The sequence below is a fragment of the Macrococcus sp. 19Msa1099 genome (genome assembly GCA_019357535.2).
Classification (GTDB): domain Bacteria; phylum Bacillota; class Bacilli; order Staphylococcales; family Staphylococcaceae; genus Macrococcoides; species Macrococcoides psychrotolerans.
Genome location: CP079957.1, coordinates 1 through 20264 on the forward strand (window position 1 = coordinate 1; position 20264 = coordinate 20264).

A 20264-nucleotide genomic window follows, 5' to 3' on the forward strand; every position below is an offset into this window, starting at 1 on the left:
ATGTATGGAGAAAAACTGAATATGCTAGAGATCTTTGAGAAGATGACGAACGGGGGACTATCTGTAAAGCGTCCTAAAGGGTCAAAGTTCGCATTCAGTGAGCCTGTTTCTGTCTTCAGACCTGGAAAAGTGATTGGTATCAATACAAAGTCTGGTCTGAAAGGGGCAAAAGGCTTAATCATCGGCTCAGTAGAGGCATTAGTAGATAATCATAATACGTTTACTCATATTACGCCAAATGTATTTCGTTCAGCGAAATATATTGGTGATGATAAGGTAATAGGTCATAGAGAAGATAACTTAAAACAGATAAATGCATTTGTAATTGATATTGATGGGATTGATAAAAACAAGGTAAAACGTACGGATGTCGTATTCAGAGGGATGGAAGCAGGTTTACAGCCAACAATCATTTTAGATACGCCTAACGGTTACCAGGTACAGTATTATCTTAAAAACCCAATCTTTATTAAAAAGAATGATAATAAAGCAGTAAAGATGGCAAAGAGAATCAGCATGAACCTCAGAGAACACTACAGACAGGTGTTTGAAGAAGTTGACATGGCATGTAATCACTTTGGATTCTTCAGATGCCCAAAAGAAGAAAATATTTTGTCATACAGCCCGAACTCAATTCATTCATTAGACCAATTTATTGAGTTCTCTATGGAGTTTGAAAAATTAAATATCGAGAGTAGAAAATTGACTAAAGATACAGCAAAGGTCTATGATTTCGCATCTCTACGAAGCATTCATGAACCATGGTTCCACATGCTTATTAACTGTACCCACATTAAGGGGAGTAACGGACAGATCGGACGTGACAATGCAATATTTACTATGAGCCTTCAACTCTATGCTGGAAAAGTTGAAAAAGAGGAGGCTCTGTTAATGATGCAGAAATTTAACAGTAATCTTGAAGAACCATTAGACGAAAATATTGTTGTACAGAAAGTAAACAGCGCTTATTCAGGGCAATATAAAGGTGCTAAAAAGCAATTTATTGACCTATTATTGTATACTTGGTGCGAAATTACAGACAATGACAAGAACAATTACTTCTTCAGACACCATGCAAAGCCAAGAGAAGAGCGTGAAAGATCTCATTGGTATGAGTGGGAAGGGGATATGATTCGTTTTATCAATGAGAATGCGGAAAAAGGTAAGGTTGTAATGCGTCCTAAAGAGGTTATAAGTGCGTTAAACATACCAAGATCAACGTATTATGATGTCCTGAAGCTAACTAAAACAGTATTAATAAGCAAAGAAGGAAGTAAGGTTGTACTTGCAACAAAAGCATCCCTATACAACTATATTCAGACATTAATCGAACAGAATAAGAACCTGAAGGCTCAATATCGTATGTATTTAACAAAAGTGATGCCTTATTTAAACCTGCAAGAAAAAGAACAGATTATCAGACATTTTACAATCGCCAGTGATGGGTTGAAACACGATGAAATCAACGATTTAGGTGTAAAATTAGAATAAAATACATTTTGTCCGTTGTCCCTTACATAAATATATTTTTATATAGACTTGTGTAGTTATATATTATGAAATATATATAAATATATTTTCGACTATATACGAACATTTGTTTGTACGAACATACGTTTGTGTTTTGGGAGCATTTATGTTAATCTTGTTAATGTAAAGAAAACAGTTGTATTCCCAGTATATTTTAGTATCATAGTTACCATAAAAAACTTTTTAGAATAAAATAATATATTATGCTATTCATATATATAGCTTATTGGTATAATAGTATTATAACTGATGGAGGAAATGCCTATGAAAAAGAGTGTTATTGGTGGTCTATTAGGATTGTCATTAATATTAACTGCATGTGGATCTAATCAGGAAGGTGATGCTGCATTGAAGGGTAAAACCTTTGAAGCAACGCAAGGTGGAGATAATGAATATCTCTTAACTTTCAGAGATGATGGTACATTGCAGGTTAAAGAGAATGGTAATCTAGGTAGAACTGATGAAGGTGAATACAAGGTTTCTAAGGAGAAATCAAAAGATGGTTATTACCATGTTACTTTCGATAAGTTAGAGCAAGGTGCTGGTTATGTTAATGATGAGCCAACAGCAGGTTATTGGGCTTTAGATAAAGATAATAATAATAATCCAGTATTACGGTATGTAAAAAAAGATTGTTTGTATAATCCAGAAAATATGAAGAAGAAGAAATGTAAGATAACTATTTCTACAACTGATAAATCTAATGACGATTCATTGGATGTATACTTAAAGGAAAAATAAGTTTGTTATATAAATTTAATTTTATATAAATTTTTTAATTGTGGAAAAACTTTGGTGTATTATGTTGACTTAAAGATAAATGTAACTTATTATCGAATATAACAAAACCTGTTTTTTGACAATTAAAAAAGGGGACGGACGGATAAGTGCTCCAACACTTATCTATCCTGATCACCAACAGCTACTGCAAATAGCTATTGGCTTATCCCCTCTAAACCCTGTGCTACAAATACTATAGATTGCGGCTATAATATTTGTTATGCACAGTATCTCAATAATAAACTATAACTGTGTTTTATTCAATACAGTAAATCTGTGTTGTATGACGTTCTGTCTACAATTATAGAGTTATAAACCTTACTTCTTTCTTTACGTTGTTAAAAAGAATTAGAGGGGAGGTGTTATTAGTTTATGATAAAGATGAATTTAGAGGATAGAGGACTTGCTGATAGCTGAAAATAGCTGTTGGTGGGTCCTCTTTTTTAGTTGTCAAAGCAGGCAACGTTATTCCCGTACAGTCAATTAATCATTCCCAAAGTGATTAATAATAAAGGAGTTGTTATTTATGAAAACAGCAAATATTAATACCAGAAAATTTAGATTGATGTATAACTTTAATCATATTGTCGATATTACAGAATTAGAAGAAAACGGTTATATGTTCAGAACTTTTAGTAATGAGGATTATGTAAACGTTGGAAATGGGATTGTGATTAGAAGACATAGAGATAACAACAACTTTTTAAATAATACTGTAAGAATGTTACCACTAGCTGAGTTACTCAGTCAGATCAAGACAGTAAGAAATTTACAAGGTCAGATTATTTATAAGAGACCGAATCGTGACAGACATATTAGAAAAGTGAACTATGTAAGAAAAGATAGATTGAAAAATTCTTAAGAATCAATTCTAGCAGATTGATTTGTGAATACATTTAAAGTGATGTAGACACAATATAGTACTTTGACAACTAAATAACATGACTCTGTGTTCATTCTTTAACTTCTAAGGATGATGAGCTGGAAACAGCCACATAAAAGCGAAAATGCTAGTGTAGAAGAAGGTCTATAAATTGAGTTACTCATTAGGGTAACAGTTATCGTTTATCTAAAAAGCGTTCATCCTCATATTAGTTTGCCAGGATCTGAAAAGGGAGCAAATCTCGTCATTGCGATAATCGAAAGTAGCGATGTTGATATGTAAGGTTTAGAATTCAAAGCCATAAATTCTATAGAACAGACCTAACAAAGTAAAATAATTTTTTATCATAATGAGACTTATAAGTGTTCACAAATCAATCTGCTAGAAAAATATAAATAAAATAAAGTATGGAGATGATGTAGTTGCAAAATAATGATATTTCAGAGGATATTTTAAAAGAAATAAAGAACAAATTTAAGTACTTTAATAAAGTGTATTATAGTGAGTTGCCATTAACTTTTTCAGTGACAACAAGTTATATTGTTGTATTAAATGATATAGCTGTTTTAGAGAATGAAATACCTGGTATCAATGAAGAAATAAAGGAGCATATCAAGGTTTATATGGTTGATCATGTAAATAATGGTGGTTTCTTGAGACAAAAAGATAGAGATATCATATGTACCGATTATGATATTGATTTGAGTTGTGGGACAAAGTGTAAGGCGACAGATAATACGTATCGTTTTATTAGAGGATTAACGAAGATACCTGATTCAGAGTTATTGTTTAATCTTTTTACTAATAAAATTATTGTTTATGACATGTTAAATGACAAAATACTAAATGCTCAAAGTAATAATGATTACAGGTTGAGTTATGCATGATAATCATTATAGTGCTTATATTAATCATGTTCTATTTGCTGTATAAAAATTATCGTCTTCAGGAAAAACTTTTAACATGTCGATATGAATTAGAAAGAACAATGAATATTATAGATAAAGCAGTAAAAGAGGGATTTAAAATCAATTAATGATTTTAAATCTCTTTTTTTATTAGGAGGTGAATATATGGTATGAAGCTAAATGGAGTTGCAAATATTGATTTGCAAGAACGATTCCAGAGTATACGGTCAAACAAGATGTTTACTGAAAAAATGGCTGTTAGTATGACTACCTGGAATCGTTTTGAAATTGTGATGGTCTGTAGTAGAAGTAGAAAAGATATACATATCGTTGTAGATCAGATGTATAAGAGACATACGTATCAGCGCAGCGACTATGCGAATTATTTATGGAATAAAAGTGGATTTAAAAATAAGAAGAAAATATAAATAATAGAAATGGGAGGTGCAGTAAATGAATATCAATAAAGCGAAGTTCATTGATAAAAATACTACATTTTATTTTGATCCATCTTTAGAACGTAGAATGAAACAACTAAATATATCAGACAATGAAGATATTAATAAAGTTATTACACTTTGTCCTCGTTTATATATCAACCATTTAACATTTGATTTGAATATAAAATCAAGATCTAGTGATTTTGAAATTAAAGTTACTTCTTTAAAAACACAAAAAGAGTATTTAAAAGCAAATAAGTTTAAGATTATTACGCCTTATCCTAATAAAAGATATTTATGTGCTGGAACATTAATTAATCGTAAAGTAAAAGAGGGTATATCATTTGTACCAGATGACAAAGATTTTTCACCATTTGATGACTTTATTAATAGAATTAACTGCAAAGAATTTAATGTTATAGAAAGAAGCAAATCTTCATTATATGATAATATTTTTGTTTCTAAAAAGGATGATGATAGAAAGAATAATGTTGATGATTATAATAAAGAATTAAAAGAAAAATATGAAATAGCTCGATATAAAATAACAGAGTGCTGGAAACTTAAAGGTAGATATGAACAGTATGATGAATTAGTATCAAATGGATTAGAAATTAATTATTTTATTTATGTACTTAGATATAAAAGAGAATATATACAAAATATTATTTCCAGTAAACCTATTTTAGAAGTAGCAACAGCAAGTGATTCATATCAATCGAATGTTAAAAATACAATTTTGGGTCATGTTTATCAAGATAAACTAACAACAAGTGTAAACATATATGATGATGAAGATATGATTCTAATACCAATTAATCATAATGATTTAGAATTTTTTAATTATGAAGAACAGATATACAAGGTTAATCATCGTGAACTTAGTCATAAGCTTATAAGTATGGTACCAATATTTGAATAAAAGCACTTAGATTAAGTATTCAATCTAAGTGCTTTATTGTAGAAAGGAGTATAACATTGGGGATACCGGTATTTGTACATGAAAGTGATAGCTACACATCATGTGGTAGGGAACATGTTGAAATAATTAAAGAATATTTACTATTATTTGATAATAAGATTATATGGTTGCATACTAATTCTTTAGCTGAAGTAAACGAATATATAGAGAAATATTATAGAGATAAAATTGAAAATGGCATTTGTATTATTGATATAACAAAAGCACATATGCTGGCACTATCCAATAAACAATCAATAAAAAATCTTATTGACGCTTTAAGTGATTTTTCAAAGATATCAATTGATATTGATAAAGTGTAGATTATGCATATTATTTTTAAATCTAAAGTTTAAATATTTATTTTGATAAGTTGTAACATTTGCTAAGATATATAGTTTAAGTTGTTTGTGTTTAGTGACTATTTCTAAGTGAGGATATGATTCCATATTATCTTTATAGATTAAAAATGAATGAAAAGTGGTGTTCAAAGTGATTAAAGAAACGATAGAGGAAGGGCATTGTTATATACGAATATATTATTACTTTATAAACAAAGGAATAGAAGCAACAATTGATTCTACATTGGTTACTGACATTATTAGTCATGATTTGTCAAAGGGTAAAGAAACAGGTGTAATTATAAAAGAGGTTGAATATTATACCTCTAATATATTATTGTGGGCAATATCTGAAGATAGACTTAAAGATTTAATTAAAAATGAAAAAAACTATTGGCAACAATTTTCAGACACATTAAAGAAAGAAAAAGATCCTCATTATATTCAATTCGAAAAATTAAGTAATCAATTTAATATCGAAGGTAAGATATTTAATCTAAATCTTTCAGTTCAAACTTCTTACCCGTAGGTTTAGATGAATAATTTATAGAAATATCTTTATCCTTAACAGCTTCATAAATATGAGGAAAGAGCAGTTGTGTCTTTGCTAAATTCTTTGCTGATCTTGTACCACCTTTTTTTACTTTACCTAAATTTACTTTATCCCAATTAGTAAGGCTAAGATAATATATTTTTTTACTATCTTCTATCTCGATACTATTATATATAAGTCGTCTTTCGTCATTAGATAGAATGTCTACATTTTTTGGTATCTTGCTTGATAAGTAGTCTAAGAAACTTATAAGACTAAAATTACCCTTGCCATATCTGATATTAAAGAATTTATAAAATTCACTAAATTTATTTTGAATATCTAGTGTAAACCCTTTCTTTATATCTATCTTCATAACTTGTGCATCAGATTTTCTAATGAATATAAGTTCAAAAGGTTCATCTTGTATAGAGAAAATACAGTCTGCATTAACATTATTAAACTTGATACTAAATGTTTGAAAAAATACATTATTAGTACGCATATCAATATAAAGACTTTTAATTGAATTATAGAATTTAGACATGTAATCACCACCAATTAAATATTTTATTCTCAGTTCTTTTTCAATACAATAAATATAACATATAAAATGAAATGCTTATTGGGAAATTTAAATCTTACTTTAATTTTTTATGTTTAAAATCATTTATATTTAAAGTATAATTATTTATAAACATAAAATGAGGTGATTGGATGGTAGGATTTAGTGACGATTTAAATAAGGCGATTGTAAAAGGAATTAATCAAGGGTACTCAGACTATATACTAGAAAGAGTAAAAAAAGAGGATGAAATGATTATTTCGGATGCATACTCATATATGAAAGGTAATCATATCGATACTGCCGTTGCAGAAACATTAAATAAATTAATGATTTTTGAAAAAAAGTCCGCAGGTCCTTCTTGGAAGTATCTAGAATTTAATTCGTCGGAAGAGGATTCTGATAAACGTTTTATTGTAAAAAATGAAAAATATTTTGATCCACAAAATGTATCTAAAGGTAAGGATATAAACGATAAAACTAATGATAGAGTGAGACAATATTTAAAAGATTATATATCAGACAATCCTTCTTCAGTAAGTGATTTATACATCGTCAATAATGATAGTAATCAATTAGTATTAAATTTAAAAGATGAAGAGTTTATAGATGCTCCTGTCGAAAGAAAAGACAATAGTTTAGCATATATTGTGACATATAGTATTGATTCAGTAACGATGAGAATGAATGCTATAAAAGTATGGTTGCCAATTCCTGATAAAGATGAAGCTGTTTTAGTGGATGATTTGACCGAGTTATTGAGAGAAATTGAAAGTGCTTCTCCAAGTATGATTACTGAAGAACACATAAAGGTCCTTAGTAAAGATGAGAGTTATTATGAATTGGATGCTACAGAATATGGTATAAGCTTAGATATTGAAGTAGAGGCGAAAAATAAATGATGACAGCCTCTAAATGAAAGAGGTTTTAATATGTTTATAGGAAAAAATCTCAATACTATTAGGATGTTGAGAGGATACAGTAGAAAAGAATTAGCAGGTAAAATAAATGTAACAGAACAAGCAATATGGCAGTATGAAGTAAAAAATTTAATGCCGGATATAAAGAATATTTATGATTTATCACAAATATTTAATGTGAAAACCAATTTTTTCTTAAATGATATCCATAAGATATTTGACGATGATTTAAATGTTAAAAGGAGTCATATTGCATTCAGGTCATTAAATCATAATATTAATAATAAAATAATTTATAAACAGCATATGCAAGCAGTTTTTCTTAATAATTTGACGAATTTACTTTATGGATTTCTTAAAGTACCAGATTCACTTTTTATAAAATTATCTTCAGAGGTACAGAATATTATAGAAAAAAGTGGTTCAAGAAATGACACCATAGCTGAAGTAGCAAAGGTTGCAAGAAATTATTTGATGCCAAATGAATACAGCAGTAAAGACTTATTATTTAATTTAGAAAAATCAGGGATCATTATTTATGAAAAACAGATAGATGAAGATGCCGATGCATATAGTTTTTGGACAGAAGATAAAAAACATGCATTTATCATCTTAGGAAATGATAAAAACATAGCTGTGCGTAGATCATTTGATTTATCACATGAACTGGGTCATTTATTATTACATCAGAATGTTGAATTTGAATTATTAGACACTAAAGAATACAGAGTAATAGAAGAGGAAGCGAATATATTCGCTTCTATGTTCTTGTTACCAGAAGATGAATTTAAAAAAGATTTTGATCAGATAAATAAAAAATCTAACCCGGATTCATACATCATGATAAAAGAGAAATGGTTTGTATCATATCAAATGATTGCTGTAAGAGCATATAAACTTAATTTAATTAGCCAGCAACAATATAGATACTTTTGGATGTCCATAAACAAAAAAGGTTATAAAAAGAGAGAACCTTTAGATGATAAACTGATAATTGATCGTCCAATGAAAATTAAGAGTATTTTTAAACTCTTATTTAATAATAATGTTATTAATATTGAAAAAGTATTAGAAGAAATGCATGTTGAAATTGACTTTCTGAGTGAATATACAGGAATAGAAAAAGATTTCTTTAAAGAATATCTTTCTGAAAAACAGAATTCATCAATGTTTATAGAAAAAAACTTTAAAATAAAAAATTAGATATATTAAAAATAAAACCCCAATTACAAATGTAACTGTAATTGGGGTTCTATTTATAAATAAGAAAGGAGTCGCTAATATGAATTCCCCGAGAGCACCAACTGAATAACTGTTTTAAGGGACATAGCCATCAGGTAACGAAAATTACTTGATGGCTTTTTATTATTTAAATTAAAGGAGAATATAGAAATGAACAAAAAATTAATAAGCAAGAAAAACAAGACATTAAAGATACTTCTAGCATCAGGCGTTATCGCCGCACCATTATTAGTATCATATCAAGTAGATGCAGCTGAAGTAACTGTGAAAGATGGAGAATTACGCGCTGTAGAAAATAACTTTTTAATTATTCCTGATGCTGGTAAAGAGATTAAACCGATAGTCACAGTTACAGGCGTAACGCCAAAATCAGTGACTAAACCGACAAATAACGAATATCAGACGGCGGACTACTATATGGAAAAGAATGAGAACTTTGACTCTCATACTTTCCGTCGATTCCAAGATGGGTTTGGCGGAACAAGCATTAGACTAGACCAAGCAACCTCAGAAAAAGCCGTCATTACAGTCCTCTATAAACAACAGGCAACATATAAAGGTGAGCCTGTTGATGTGAAGATGACATTCTCCAATATTAAGGGTGAAACTAATCCATCTGCAGGAGAAATGAAAGACGTGGGATTTATGATTTCAGATAATATGTTCTCCGGATATTATTATTTGAATGCTAGAGATTTCGACGTTAATGTCGAATTCATTAAAAAAGATGGGTCAAAAGTTGTATTCAACAATGATGCATATTTCACATTTAACTCATTGAACTATTATGAGGGTAATCCTAATGTTACAAGCCTGTATAAAAACGAATCAAGTGAATACGTTGGATATAAGAATCAAGATCCTTCATCAGATACTTACTTAACGGCAGATACCAATGTTAAATCTATGACTGTTGATGGAAAGAAAGTATATGGTGGTACTGTTGGTGAATTTACGGATAAGTTAGGTGGAGAAACATTTAAACGAAATACTGTATCATTCCAGGTTAAAGGAGATTCACTAGATTTCGCAGTTGGTACGACAAATCGCTATGGTGCATGGAATTCTATTAGTTCATCCACACTATTTGACGTAGCCCCTAAGAAGCCGTATAAAACTGTAACTGATTCAGATGAGGTAAATAAAACAATGAATACGTTTGAAACAGGTGAGGTATTAACGTTCAAAGTAAACCAGCCAACACAAACATTGGGTGTGGACGCATTACAACGTTATAGTCAGTTTGCGATTGTAGATAATCTACCTAAAAACACTACTTATGTTGAAGGTTCAGCACGATTACTAGATAGCACTGGTAAAGCTGTAAGTGTATCACCGACATCATTCACATATTCAAAAGATACGCATACATTGATGTTCAATGGTGATGCAGAATTTCTAAACACGATGAATATGGATGGTAAGAACTATACAATAGAATTTAAAGCGAAACCTATTGATGGATTAAAAGAAGGAGATGTAGTTGATAATGTCGCAAAATCAATTATCAACAAAGCCGAGTATCCAACGAATCATACTGTATCTAAAACACATATCCCTACAGCAAGCACTGTTAAAAAGATGGTAGATGCGAAAATACCAGTGAATGGTGGAGTGCCTACAGTCGAGGAAGGAACTGCATTTAACTATTTTGTCGATTACACAATCACAGATAGTAAATTAAATAATAGGTTAGTCCTAACTGACGACCTAGAAGATGTACTTGATGCAAAAGCCATTAAGGTTTTAGATGAAAAAGGAACAGATATTACATCTAAAGGAACTGTTAATGTTGATGATGCAAAAGAATTAATTACATGGACTGCAAAAACACCTTCTGAATTTGCTGGCCAAAAGTTAAAAATGCAAGTGACAGCAGTATTAAAAACAAAAGCAGATTTAACGCCTTACACAAAAGAAGGAAAAATTGAAATTCCAAACGTTGCAAAATTAACAACTAAAGAAGGTGTTAAGTCATCTAATCCTGTTGTCGTCAAACCTGTACTTAAATACACATTGGGTGATTCAGTATGGAATGACATTAATAAAGATGGAAAACAAGATACTACTGAAAAAGGTATCCCGGGCGCAAAGGTAGAAGTTAAAGACAAAGATGGTAAAGTTGTAGCCACGACTACGACTGACAAAGATGGTAAATATGTTGTTAAAGGTTTACCAGCAGGTGATTATACAGTAGATTTCACACCACCAAAAGAATATACACCAGTAGATAAATCAAAATTAAGTCAAACAATCAAATTAGATAAGGATAATATGGATGCCGATTTAGGTTTACTCATTCCTACACCACCACCTGCACCGAAAGATCCAACTAAAACAGTGGTTGATAAATCAGTATTAGATACGAATGACAAAGAAGTGGACGCAACAGAAGTTAAGAAAGCAACAGATTATAAGTATCACGTGAGTACCACGGTTACAGATAAAAAGGACATCAAATCATTAGAGATTCAGGATGACCTAGAAGATGTATTAGAGGCTAAGTCAGCAAAAGTCCTAGATAAAGATGGCAAAGATATTACAGCTGAAGGCACATTAACGATTGATGAAGAGAAAGAAATCATCACATGGAAAGCAAAAGAACCAGCAAAATATTCTAGTCAAAAGTTATTACTTGAAGTTGTAGCACAAGTTAAGAAAGATGCAAATTTATCTAAATACGCAGATAAAGATGGAAATATCATTATCCCAAATACAGCGAATGTAATTGTAGATGGAACAACGACACCATCAGATAAAGTAGATGTTACTGTATTAAAAGATCCATCTAAGACAGTTGTTAAAAAGTCAGCAAGCGATGATACGTTAGAAGTAGGTCAATCATATAGTTATTCAGTAGAAACAACAGTTACTGATGACAAAAATGTTAAAGAAGTTACTCTTATTGATGACCTGGAAGATGTATTAGAAGCAAAAACAGCAAAAGTCCTTGATAAGGATGGCAAGGACATTACAGCAGAAGGAATCTTAACGATTGATGAAGAGAAAGAAATCATCACATGGAAAGCAAAAGATGGCAGTAAGTATGTCGGTCAAAAATTAACATTAGCAATTGATACATTCATCAAGAAAGATGCTGATTTAAGTAAGTATACAAGTGAAGATGGAAAGGTTGTAATCCCGAATACTGCTAAAACAATCGTTGGAATTGATAAAGACGGTAAAATTGTAGAAGAAGAAATTGAATCAAACAAAGTAGATGTTACAACTACACCTAAAGCAGAAGAACCGACAACAGAAGAACCAACAACAGAAGAACCAACATCTGAAGAACCGACAACAGAGGCACCAACGACAGAAAGACCTGAATCAGTAGTTGTCCCAACGACAACTGAAACGCCTTCGGTAGAAAAGATTGAAAAACCAAAAACTCAAAGTATCTTACCTCATACAGGTAGTAAGTCATTAGACTTTTTACTATATGCAGGTGCAGCAATCTCCTTATTTGGAGCAGTAGGATACTTCGTGTGTCGTAAAAAGTTTAGCGAAGAATAATAAGAAATAATCAAGATCAGTACTTTTGTACTGGTCTTTTTTATATAAATTTATAGAAAGGAGATAAGACATTGAACTTAAGTACACAAGAGGTTAAAACAATTGTAGAAAATGCAGGTTTAGACTTTAATCAGTTTAAACAAGACTGTACAAATGAATTACAGCTCGATTTCTTGAACAAAGGTAAAGTTTTTAAAGAAATTGAAAAAGATTATCAATCACAGAAAGCTTTAGAGCTCGTATTGAAAATCGCGACGGACAAAAAAAGCAATAAATATACTATGGAAAAAACAGATGTACTAGAACAAAAAGATGATCAAACAAAAAACAATTAAAGGAGTAATAAGATGAATACAATATTAGATTTGAATTTACTAACATTATTAACAGTGTTAGGAGACTTCGATTTTAGTCATTTATTTATGTATAACGATGCTGTACAAAATATTATCGGAGGATTAAAAAAGCTATCAAATGCATTGAAATTAATCGGTATTGCATTAGGGGCAATTGGTGTTGCAATGGCAGGTTACCAGTTTATCTGGGGTGGTGCTAACGGTAGTCAACAAGGAAAGCAATATCTGTTAAACACTGCGATTGGTGTCGTTTTAATCGTAGCTGCTACATCAATTATAGACTGGATCACAACTAATGTAACATTCTAATGAAAAGAGAGGATTTCCTCTCTTTTATTACTTTTCAAAAGGAGAATACAATATGTCGAATTTAAAAATATTTAAAGTAAAAGTTTCAAATTTACCAAAGGATAAAGATATAAATAAGGTTATTAATCTGACTTCAAAGAAGACTTATTATTTCAGTGAATTTAATGAAAAACTGAAGCTATTAAAAGAATCTGCTGATAAGAATAATAAAGTATACACATTTGATATAGAGATAGTTGATTATGATGCACCTAACATTGTACATTTCATGTTAAATAATTATGCAATTACTAAAAATACTCCAGAATCAATCAAATCAATCATAGAGTATGAAGCCTTAAAAGATAGAAATGCAGAAGAAAAAGGTGTGTCTGAAGATTATAAAAAGCAATTTTTTGGGGCACTACAGGAATCAGAGGATTATGATGTAGCTACTAATGAAAGTGTAAAAAATGGAAAGCTAAAAAAAGTTAGTATATTCAGCAAGGTAAGCCCATTTAAAAAGAAACAAACTGAAAAGAATATAGAATTTAATGAAGAAGAACAGGATCAGCTAGAAGAATTAAAAGCTGACATGATTGCTTCTGCTAAATCTGATGAGTTACATAAAGAAGATGAAATTGTAAATTTATCTGATTCTCAGCTAAAGCAAAAAGATGCAGAAATTATTGGAAATGCAGTGAATGATGATAAATTATACGAAACAAAAGATTTAGAAAAAGAAAGCTATGATAATAAACTTACTCATTTGAATGCTTCTGTAAATGAAACTGAGAATGAGATAAATTCAGACAATACGATTGAAATATATACTTCAAAGCCAGTAGATGAAGAAAAAATCATTGAATCAAATATTAATGAGATACCAGATAAGTTTCAAGATGTATTAAAAAATGAGGTATCTGATGAAAAATTTAATATAGACGTGCCACAGCTTCATATTGAGAAGCCTGATCTACAAAATATGAGTGAAATTGAAAGAGAAGAAATTATATTCTTAAATAAAAGAGAAGAAGAAAAACAGAAGTATTTGAAAAATCAATCCAATGCTTTAATAAATTCATTAAAAGAGAGTTACTATAATGGCTTAAAAGATATCCAGGACAAAATAGAGGAATACTATAAAGAAAATAAACCAGATTACAAAGAATACATTGATAATCTGATTAATGAACAAGCCCCCCTAAATAAAGACGTTATTGACAGCCTAAATAAAAAGCTCGAAGAAGAAGATAATCTAATATTACAAAAAGATATGGATGACTTTAAAAAACAACATCAGACTAAGAAAGAAATGCTGAAAGAAAAAAGAGAGCTACGCTTAGCTGAAAAACGTAAAGAACTAAACGATGATAACGAAAAGTTAAAAGAGCGTGGCAAGAAAGACCTGGATAACGAACTTAACGAAAAAGTAGATGTATTTAAAGAACAACAGATAAAGTTATTAGAGAATGAAATCTTAAAGCTTAAAGCGTCATTAGAAAAAGAATTAAACTATAACTTAATTAAATATGATTCTGAAACATTTAAAAATCTTTCATTACTACGTGTAGAAATCATTCAAAATAAGAATAAGAGTGATGAATTGAAACTTCAAAAAGAAAAGAATGACAATGAAAGAAAGGTATTAAAACTTGAAGAAGAACGTATTAATTTAGATATGAAACAAGCTGAAGCAGAAATTTCAAAAGCAAATGCCATAAAAGATGAATCAATTAAATCTGCAAATGATCTTGAAATAGCTAAGCAGGAGGCACTCGCTCGAAAACATGAACTACAGCTAAAACAAGAAGAAAATCATTTAAGGAAGATTGCGGCTGAAGAAGATGCGAACAGATTAAAGCAACAAGAACTTGAACTACGTCAGACTGAGATGGAACTTTACAAAAAAGAAGACGAACAGATGAATAAATTAATTAAATCTAATTATCTTACTCAGATTATACCAAACAAAGAGAAGGAAGAGGCATTTAATGTAGTAGAACCTGCATCAAAGCAGACAGATAATAAATTAGGCAAATTATTGACAAGTGCACTTATTGTTTCATTAATTGGGGGCACAGGTTATGTTGTAGCTGAAAATAATGGGTATTTTGACAGAGATAAAAACAATAAAAATAACCAAGAAAAAGTTATTAAAGATTCTGATGACAAAGAATATAAAATGCTTGTAAATAACCATGATTTTATAGAAGCATATAAAGTTAAACCTAATAAAAAAGATGAGCTAAAAGATAAAGCCTTAGCTGAAAAAGATTTTATTGATGCAGTTGAATTAGCAAAACAGACAAATGATAAAGAATATTTAATAAGAGTTTATCTGGCTAACGGAAATACTGAAGATCTTATCAAGACATATCAGACCATGAGTTATGAAGAGAAATCAGAAATCAGCCAGGATGACTTAGAGAAAATGGCAAAACTATTTATTGATAAGGAAGATAAAGAAAGTACAAAAGCAATTCTTAAAGATATTAAAGATGAAAAAATAAAAAAAGAGATTGAATCATAATTATAGTAAAAGGAGAACCTATCATGACGATTATTCAGATACCAGTAAATGTTAAAGAGATACAAAGTGTTACAAGTTTAGAGAATGAAGAATCAATATTGTTACTAGTTGGATCAGTTGGTGAGACTAACAGAGATTATACATTTGAGTGGAAAAAATCGGTTGACGATAAAGACAGATTAGATAAATTGAAATCACTCATTAAATTATGTGATTATACATTAAATGTTGTGATTGATGTTTCAATTGTACGAAATGATGAAGGAAATTGTGAAATTGAATTCAATTTATACAATAGAATACCAATTATTGAAATTAAGACAGATATCAATAATATTTTTAAAAGTGAAGGTATAAGGTTAGACCAAAATATTCAAAAATCACCTGAAAATAAGGTAGTTACAAATCAATCTATTAATGATGAATCTAATGTAAATGTAGAAGATGAAATAGAACAAGAGGTAGATGCACCTAAAACCGAAACTAACTTAGTAAATGATATAGATGAAGTAAGTGAGCCTGATAAGGATAATGAAGATACATTAGAACAGCAGGATTTAAAAACTTCTTTAGATCAATCACTTCACGAGCTATATGATTCAGTATCTAAAGAGGAAATTAATACAGATGAATATAAAGAACAAGTAAAATCTTTTTCAAAAGCATTTATCAGAAAAGCTACGGGAGATTATGATGCTGAACTCCTATCACTTATAACAATCATCACATATGATTCACTTATCCAAAAGAAAAGCTATGAAGCATTCATCAGTAGTATTAAATCATTAACAACCAAAAATGAAGAAACTTTCAACCTATTTAAATATTTTAACCAAAAGCCATCGCATAACCCATTAAAATCTTTGTTTATTGAAGTTATGGATAATATCGAAGATATGCAGGTAGTTGAAAAATATTTAGAAGAAATAAATAGAGCTTTAGATAAAGGAGGGTTTTAAATGGTTAATATGTTAAGAGGCAAGCATATATTAGGATTTATCTTGAATTCCATAAAATTAAAAGAAAATGATAAAGGTGTGTCTACAGCAAAAATTTACTTAAATGTTATGGATAAACGAAGGTTTGTAAATAAGGAAACAAAAGAAGTAGAATACAGGTCATACTACACAACTTTACCATTCCACCTATATGGTCATGTTGCAGAATATGCTTCTAAATATTTAGTTGAAGGACAGAAGATATTGATTGAGTATTCGATTGACAGTTTTAAATCAAGAGATAATAGCAATCCATCGTATCCACACCCATATTTTATTGCAACGAGCATTGTACCACAGGAAAAATCAGAAGATGCAGAAGAACGTATGCTGTATCTAAAGATGGAAAGACAGAAAAAAAGAGAAGCAAAAGAAGAAAGTAAAAAATCAGAAGAAAATAATGTAAATGTTAATGAAGAAGATGAACTTGACTATGAAGTATATCAACACAATTTTACTTATAGTGATATCAGTGATAAAGAACTAGATGAAGATTTACCTTTCTAAGTATTATAAGAAACTAGGTGACAAGATGTTAGATAATATATTAATTGCAACAAATAAACAGAAACCAATAGAAAAGCAGATTATAAAATCTGAAAGAAAACCCTTTAAAATTAAGGAGCTAGTTGCTGACAGAAAGATTATGTATACATTTTCAATCACAGTCTTTTTTGTTACAGCAGTAATATCTAATCTAATCGTTAATTATTTTTCAGGTATTAAAGAAAACTTTGTCAGATTAATACCTAAAAATAAGGATGTAGATATCTGGCAGAAAATCGACATGATTATCAGTTACAACACTCAATTTTTTACAGATCACGTCAATTCTTTAGAAAAGTTTAAGTTATTGATAACAAGCCAAACACAACATCTGTTGTATTGGGCTATTTTATTTATTATCTTTTCCTATCTCTTTCAGAATAAAATATTTGGTTTTTATAAGAAATATCGAAAAATGAATTATGGTCAGAAAGGCACTTCAAGATTTGCGACAGTTAGGGAATTAAAAAGGCAATATAAATCAGTACCTCAGCAAACATTGGAATATGATGGTGATCCTGGTGTACCCATGACGCATATTAATGATCTGCCAGCATTATTAAAGATGCGTGGCTTTAATAAATTCTTTTATAACGGCAAGTTCTTAATTGATACAGATACAATTAATGTTGCTGTTATCGGTACATCACGATCTGGTAAAGGTGAATCATTGGTTTTTCCAGCGACAGATATTGATACGAGAGCAAAGAATAAACCATCTTTAGTATTTGCAGATCCAAAAGGTGAACTATATGCAGGGAGCTATGAAACATTAAGAAAGCGAGGGTATGACGTAGAAGTATTAAACCTTGTTAACGCAGATGATGGAATGAGCTATAACATGCTAGAGATTATCAAACAGGAATATATCAAAGGAGACTTTGCACAGGCAGAACAGTATTGCGTATCTTTGACAAAGACACTCTTTCCAGGGAAAGGTTCAGATCCATTCTGGGACAATGCAGCTGCATCATTAGTTAATGCTTTAATCTTTACTGTTATTCACAGAGCATTAGAAGAAGGAAAACCTGAACGTATTACGATGCGTAATGTTGTTGATTTATTAAATACTTTAGGGCCAGAAACAGAGAACTATCTGAATGAAGATGGTGAATCTATAAACAGATTAGATGAATATATTATGTCACTACCTGATGGCTCCATTGCGAAGAAACAATATGCGACAAGTGCCTTTGCAGGAGGAAATACAAGATCAAGTATTCTGACAGTAGCATCTACGACACTACAGATATTTACATCAGAAAAACTTTCTAAAATGGGTTCGGCAAACTCTGTTGACTTTACAAGAGTTGGGTTTAATAAACGACTGAGAGTTAAATTTGATTTGAAATACATGTATGAACGTGGCGTAGTGATCTACGGTTACAGAGAAAAAGATGAATTAAGAGCAAACTTTAAAGTAGATTCACTTGGATATATGGAAAATAACTTTAAACGTACCATGAAATCAGGAGAGATTATTAGAATAGAAATCTTAGGAGATGTATTTGAATATATCTTTTATCGTGAAGCACCTGGATTTGTAAAGGTTGAAATTGATGAATATACAGGTGACAGAATTTATCCAAAAACTGCATACTTGAAATCAGTGAAAGAAAATACAGGAATACTAGAAACGACATGTTTCTATAGCGAAAAACCAATCGCAGTATTTATGGTTGTACCTGACTATGACAGCTCGATTCATGTTGTAGCGAGTATCTTTATATCTCAACTGTATACAATGCTTGCGAGAAGAGCTTCAGAAAGTGGAGGTAAATGTCATCAGAGAGTTAAATTCAGATTAGATGAATTCGGTAATTTCCCACCAATTCATGATATGGCAAATATTATGACCGTTTGTTTAGGGCGAAATATACTATTTGAACTTTATGTTCAAGGCTATACTCAGCTACCTGCGAAATATGGTAAAGAGGATGCTGACACAATAAAAGATAACTGCCAGGTTCATATCTACATTAAATCAACAAATAAGGAAACAAACGATGAAATAGCTGCTAAGTGTGGCATGAAGACAGTGACATCCACGACTAGAAATAGAAATGGATCAATGTTTAATACTGAAATCAGTGAAACAGATAGTATAGAGCAGGTTCCGATTATCGAAGCAGATTTACTGCCGAAATTTGTTCAAGGAGAACAGGTAATATTAAGGTTCTTGAAATCACTGGATAATAAGAAGAAAGCGATGCGACCAGAACCTATTTATAATCACAATGAAACACAGACACCATTCAGATTCCGTTATCTAGCAAATGATTTTGAGCCAGCAAATCAATTTGCAGACTTTGATATACCTTCGCTTCATAGAAAGTTAAAGCTATCCGACTATAGAATTAACTGGAAGGAACGACCTGAACAAGTCACAGTGATATCAAAAGGATATATCGCAAGTCTTGAATACTTCGATAAAGAAAATAAAGAAGAACTGATGCGAATTTGTAAGGAAATCACTAATGATTATGAACTCTACCACGCATTACTTGAAGTACAATCGGAAGATGTTATTTCAAGTACGATTCAGCGTATCTTACAGAATAAAGGATGGAGTGCAGAAGAAATTGAAACACCTGCAAGACGAATTACTCAAAAGTTAAGAGAAATCAAAGATGGTAGGACGGAAGTAAGAGATCCTTTAAGTCAACATTCAACGATAGAAACAGCAGAACCGTCTAAATTTATTTCAGATAAATACTTTAATGAAAATTTAGTGAATATAGTAACAGAACAACTCGAAAAAATATTACCAAACACTGTATTTAAAGAATTGATAGAAATGGATAAAAAATCGTTTGAAGCTACATTTAATGAATTAAAGAAGAATGAGGCATATTCTGAGCTTGAAAAATTGGAGAAAGCTATAGCGAAAGGACGATTAATGAATAATGGAAAGTAGGGTGAAAG

19 protein-coding genes are annotated in these 20264 nt (G+C 30.5%); 18 read left to right on the forward strand and 1 reads right to left on the reverse strand.

What is annotated here, in order from left to right:
* The 9 genes from KYI10_12005 to KYI10_12040 all read left to right on the forward strand — a co-directional run bounded on the left by KYI10_12005 (position 1) and on the right by KYI10_12040 (position 6372).
* Positions 1–1491: a primase C-terminal domain-containing protein gene (locus tag KYI10_12005; protein QYA34152.1), complete on the forward strand. Its 1491-nt coding sequence runs from the start codon at positions 1–3 to the stop codon at positions 1489–1491.
* 303 nt (positions 1492–1794) lie between these two features.
* Complete coding sequence (locus tag KYI10_12010) at positions 1795–2271, forward strand: hypothetical protein (protein ID QYA34153.1); 477 nt, start codon at positions 1795–1797, stop codon at positions 2269–2271.
* A 565-nt stretch (positions 2272–2836) separates the two neighbouring features.
* Positions 2837–3172, forward strand: a complete 336-nt coding sequence (locus KYI10_12015) for a hypothetical protein (GenBank protein QYA34154.1) — start codon at positions 2837–2839, stop codon at positions 3170–3172.
* 443 nt (positions 3173–3615) lie between these two features.
* Positions 3616–4080: a hypothetical protein gene (locus KYI10_12020; protein ID QYA34155.1), complete on the forward strand. Its 465-nt coding sequence runs from the start codon at positions 3616–3618 to the stop codon at positions 4078–4080.
* The gene (locus tag KYI10_12810; GenBank protein ID XBW67599.1) at positions 4077–4229 is read left to right on the forward strand and encodes a hypothetical protein; all 153 of its coding nucleotides are present in this window, start codon (positions 4077–4079) and stop codon (positions 4227–4229) included. Before KYI10_12020 ends, KYI10_12810 begins: the two co-directional genes overlap by 4 nt.
* Positions 4230–4271: 42 nt before the next feature.
* Positions 4272–4529, forward strand: a complete 258-nt coding sequence (locus KYI10_12025) for a hypothetical protein (protein ID QYA34156.1) — start codon at positions 4272–4274, stop codon at positions 4527–4529.
* Positions 4530–4554: 25 nt separating this feature from the next.
* A complete protein-coding gene (locus KYI10_12030) occupies positions 4555–5463 on the forward strand; it encodes a hypothetical protein (protein QYA34157.1) in 909 nt (302 codons plus the stop codon).
* 56 nt (positions 5464–5519) lie between these two features.
* On the forward strand, positions 5520–5825 hold the full coding sequence (locus KYI10_12035) for a hypothetical protein (GenBank protein QYA34158.1): 306 nt from the start codon (positions 5520–5522) through the stop codon (positions 5823–5825).
* A 169-nt stretch (positions 5826–5994) separates the two neighbouring features.
* Complete coding sequence (locus KYI10_12040; protein ID QYA34159.2) at positions 5995–6372, forward strand: hypothetical protein; 378 nt, start codon at positions 5995–5997, stop codon at positions 6370–6372.
* Here KYI10_12040 and KYI10_12045 read toward each other — a convergent pair.
* The gene (locus KYI10_12045; GenBank protein QYA34160.1) at positions 6335–6922 is read right to left on the reverse strand and encodes a DUF6037 family protein; all 588 of its coding nucleotides are present in this window, start codon (positions 6920–6922) and stop codon (positions 6335–6337) included. The two genes, KYI10_12040 and KYI10_12045, sit on opposite strands and share 38 nt — an antisense overlap.
* 170 nt (positions 6923–7092) lie before the next feature.
* Between KYI10_12045 and KYI10_12050 the strand changes: the two genes are divergently transcribed.
* The 9 genes from KYI10_12050 (at position 7093) to KYI10_12090 (ending at position 20256) form a co-directional block, all read left to right on the forward strand.
* Positions 7093–7842, forward strand: a complete 750-nt coding sequence (locus KYI10_12050; protein QYA34161.1) for a hypothetical protein — start codon at positions 7093–7095, stop codon at positions 7840–7842.
* A 30-nt stretch (positions 7843–7872) separates the two neighbouring features.
* Positions 7873–9063 carry an XRE family transcriptional regulator gene (locus tag KYI10_12055; protein QYA34162.1) on the forward strand — a complete coding sequence of 397 codons (1191 nt, stop codon included), beginning with the start codon at positions 7873–7875 and terminating at the stop codon, positions 9061–9063.
* 189 nt (positions 9064–9252) lie between these two features.
* The gene (locus KYI10_12060) at positions 9253–12618 is read left to right on the forward strand and encodes an isopeptide-forming domain-containing fimbrial protein (GenBank protein QYA34163.1); all 3366 of its coding nucleotides are present in this window, start codon (positions 9253–9255) and stop codon (positions 12616–12618) included.
* 71 nt (positions 12619–12689) lie between these two features.
* Positions 12690–12953 carry a hypothetical protein gene (locus KYI10_12065; GenBank protein QYA34164.1) on the forward strand — a complete coding sequence of 88 codons (264 nt, stop codon included), beginning with the start codon at positions 12690–12692 and terminating at the stop codon, positions 12951–12953.
* A 12-nt stretch (positions 12954–12965) separates the two neighbouring features.
* Positions 12966–13283 (forward strand): TrbC/VirB2 family protein, encoded by a 318-nt coding sequence (locus KYI10_12070; GenBank protein ID QYA34165.1) that lies wholly within the window; start codon positions 12966–12968, stop codon positions 13281–13283.
* A 52-nt stretch (positions 13284–13335) separates the two neighbouring features.
* Positions 13336–15795 (forward strand): hypothetical protein, encoded by a 2460-nt coding sequence (locus tag KYI10_12075; GenBank protein ID QYA34166.1) that lies wholly within the window; start codon positions 13336–13338, stop codon positions 15793–15795.
* A 23-nt stretch (positions 15796–15818) separates the two neighbouring features.
* Complete coding sequence (locus KYI10_12080) at positions 15819–16754, forward strand: hypothetical protein (GenBank protein QYA34167.1); 936 nt, start codon at positions 15819–15821, stop codon at positions 16752–16754.
* Complete coding sequence (locus KYI10_12085; protein ID QYA34168.1) at positions 16755–17300, forward strand: hypothetical protein; 546 nt, start codon at positions 16755–16757, stop codon at positions 17298–17300.
* 25 nt (positions 17301–17325) lie between these two features.
* The gene (locus KYI10_12090; protein QYA34169.2) at positions 17326–20256 is read left to right on the forward strand and encodes a VirD4-like conjugal transfer protein, CD1115 family; all 2931 of its coding nucleotides are present in this window, start codon (positions 17326–17328) and stop codon (positions 20254–20256) included.
* Positions 20257–20264 lie beyond the last annotated feature (8 nt).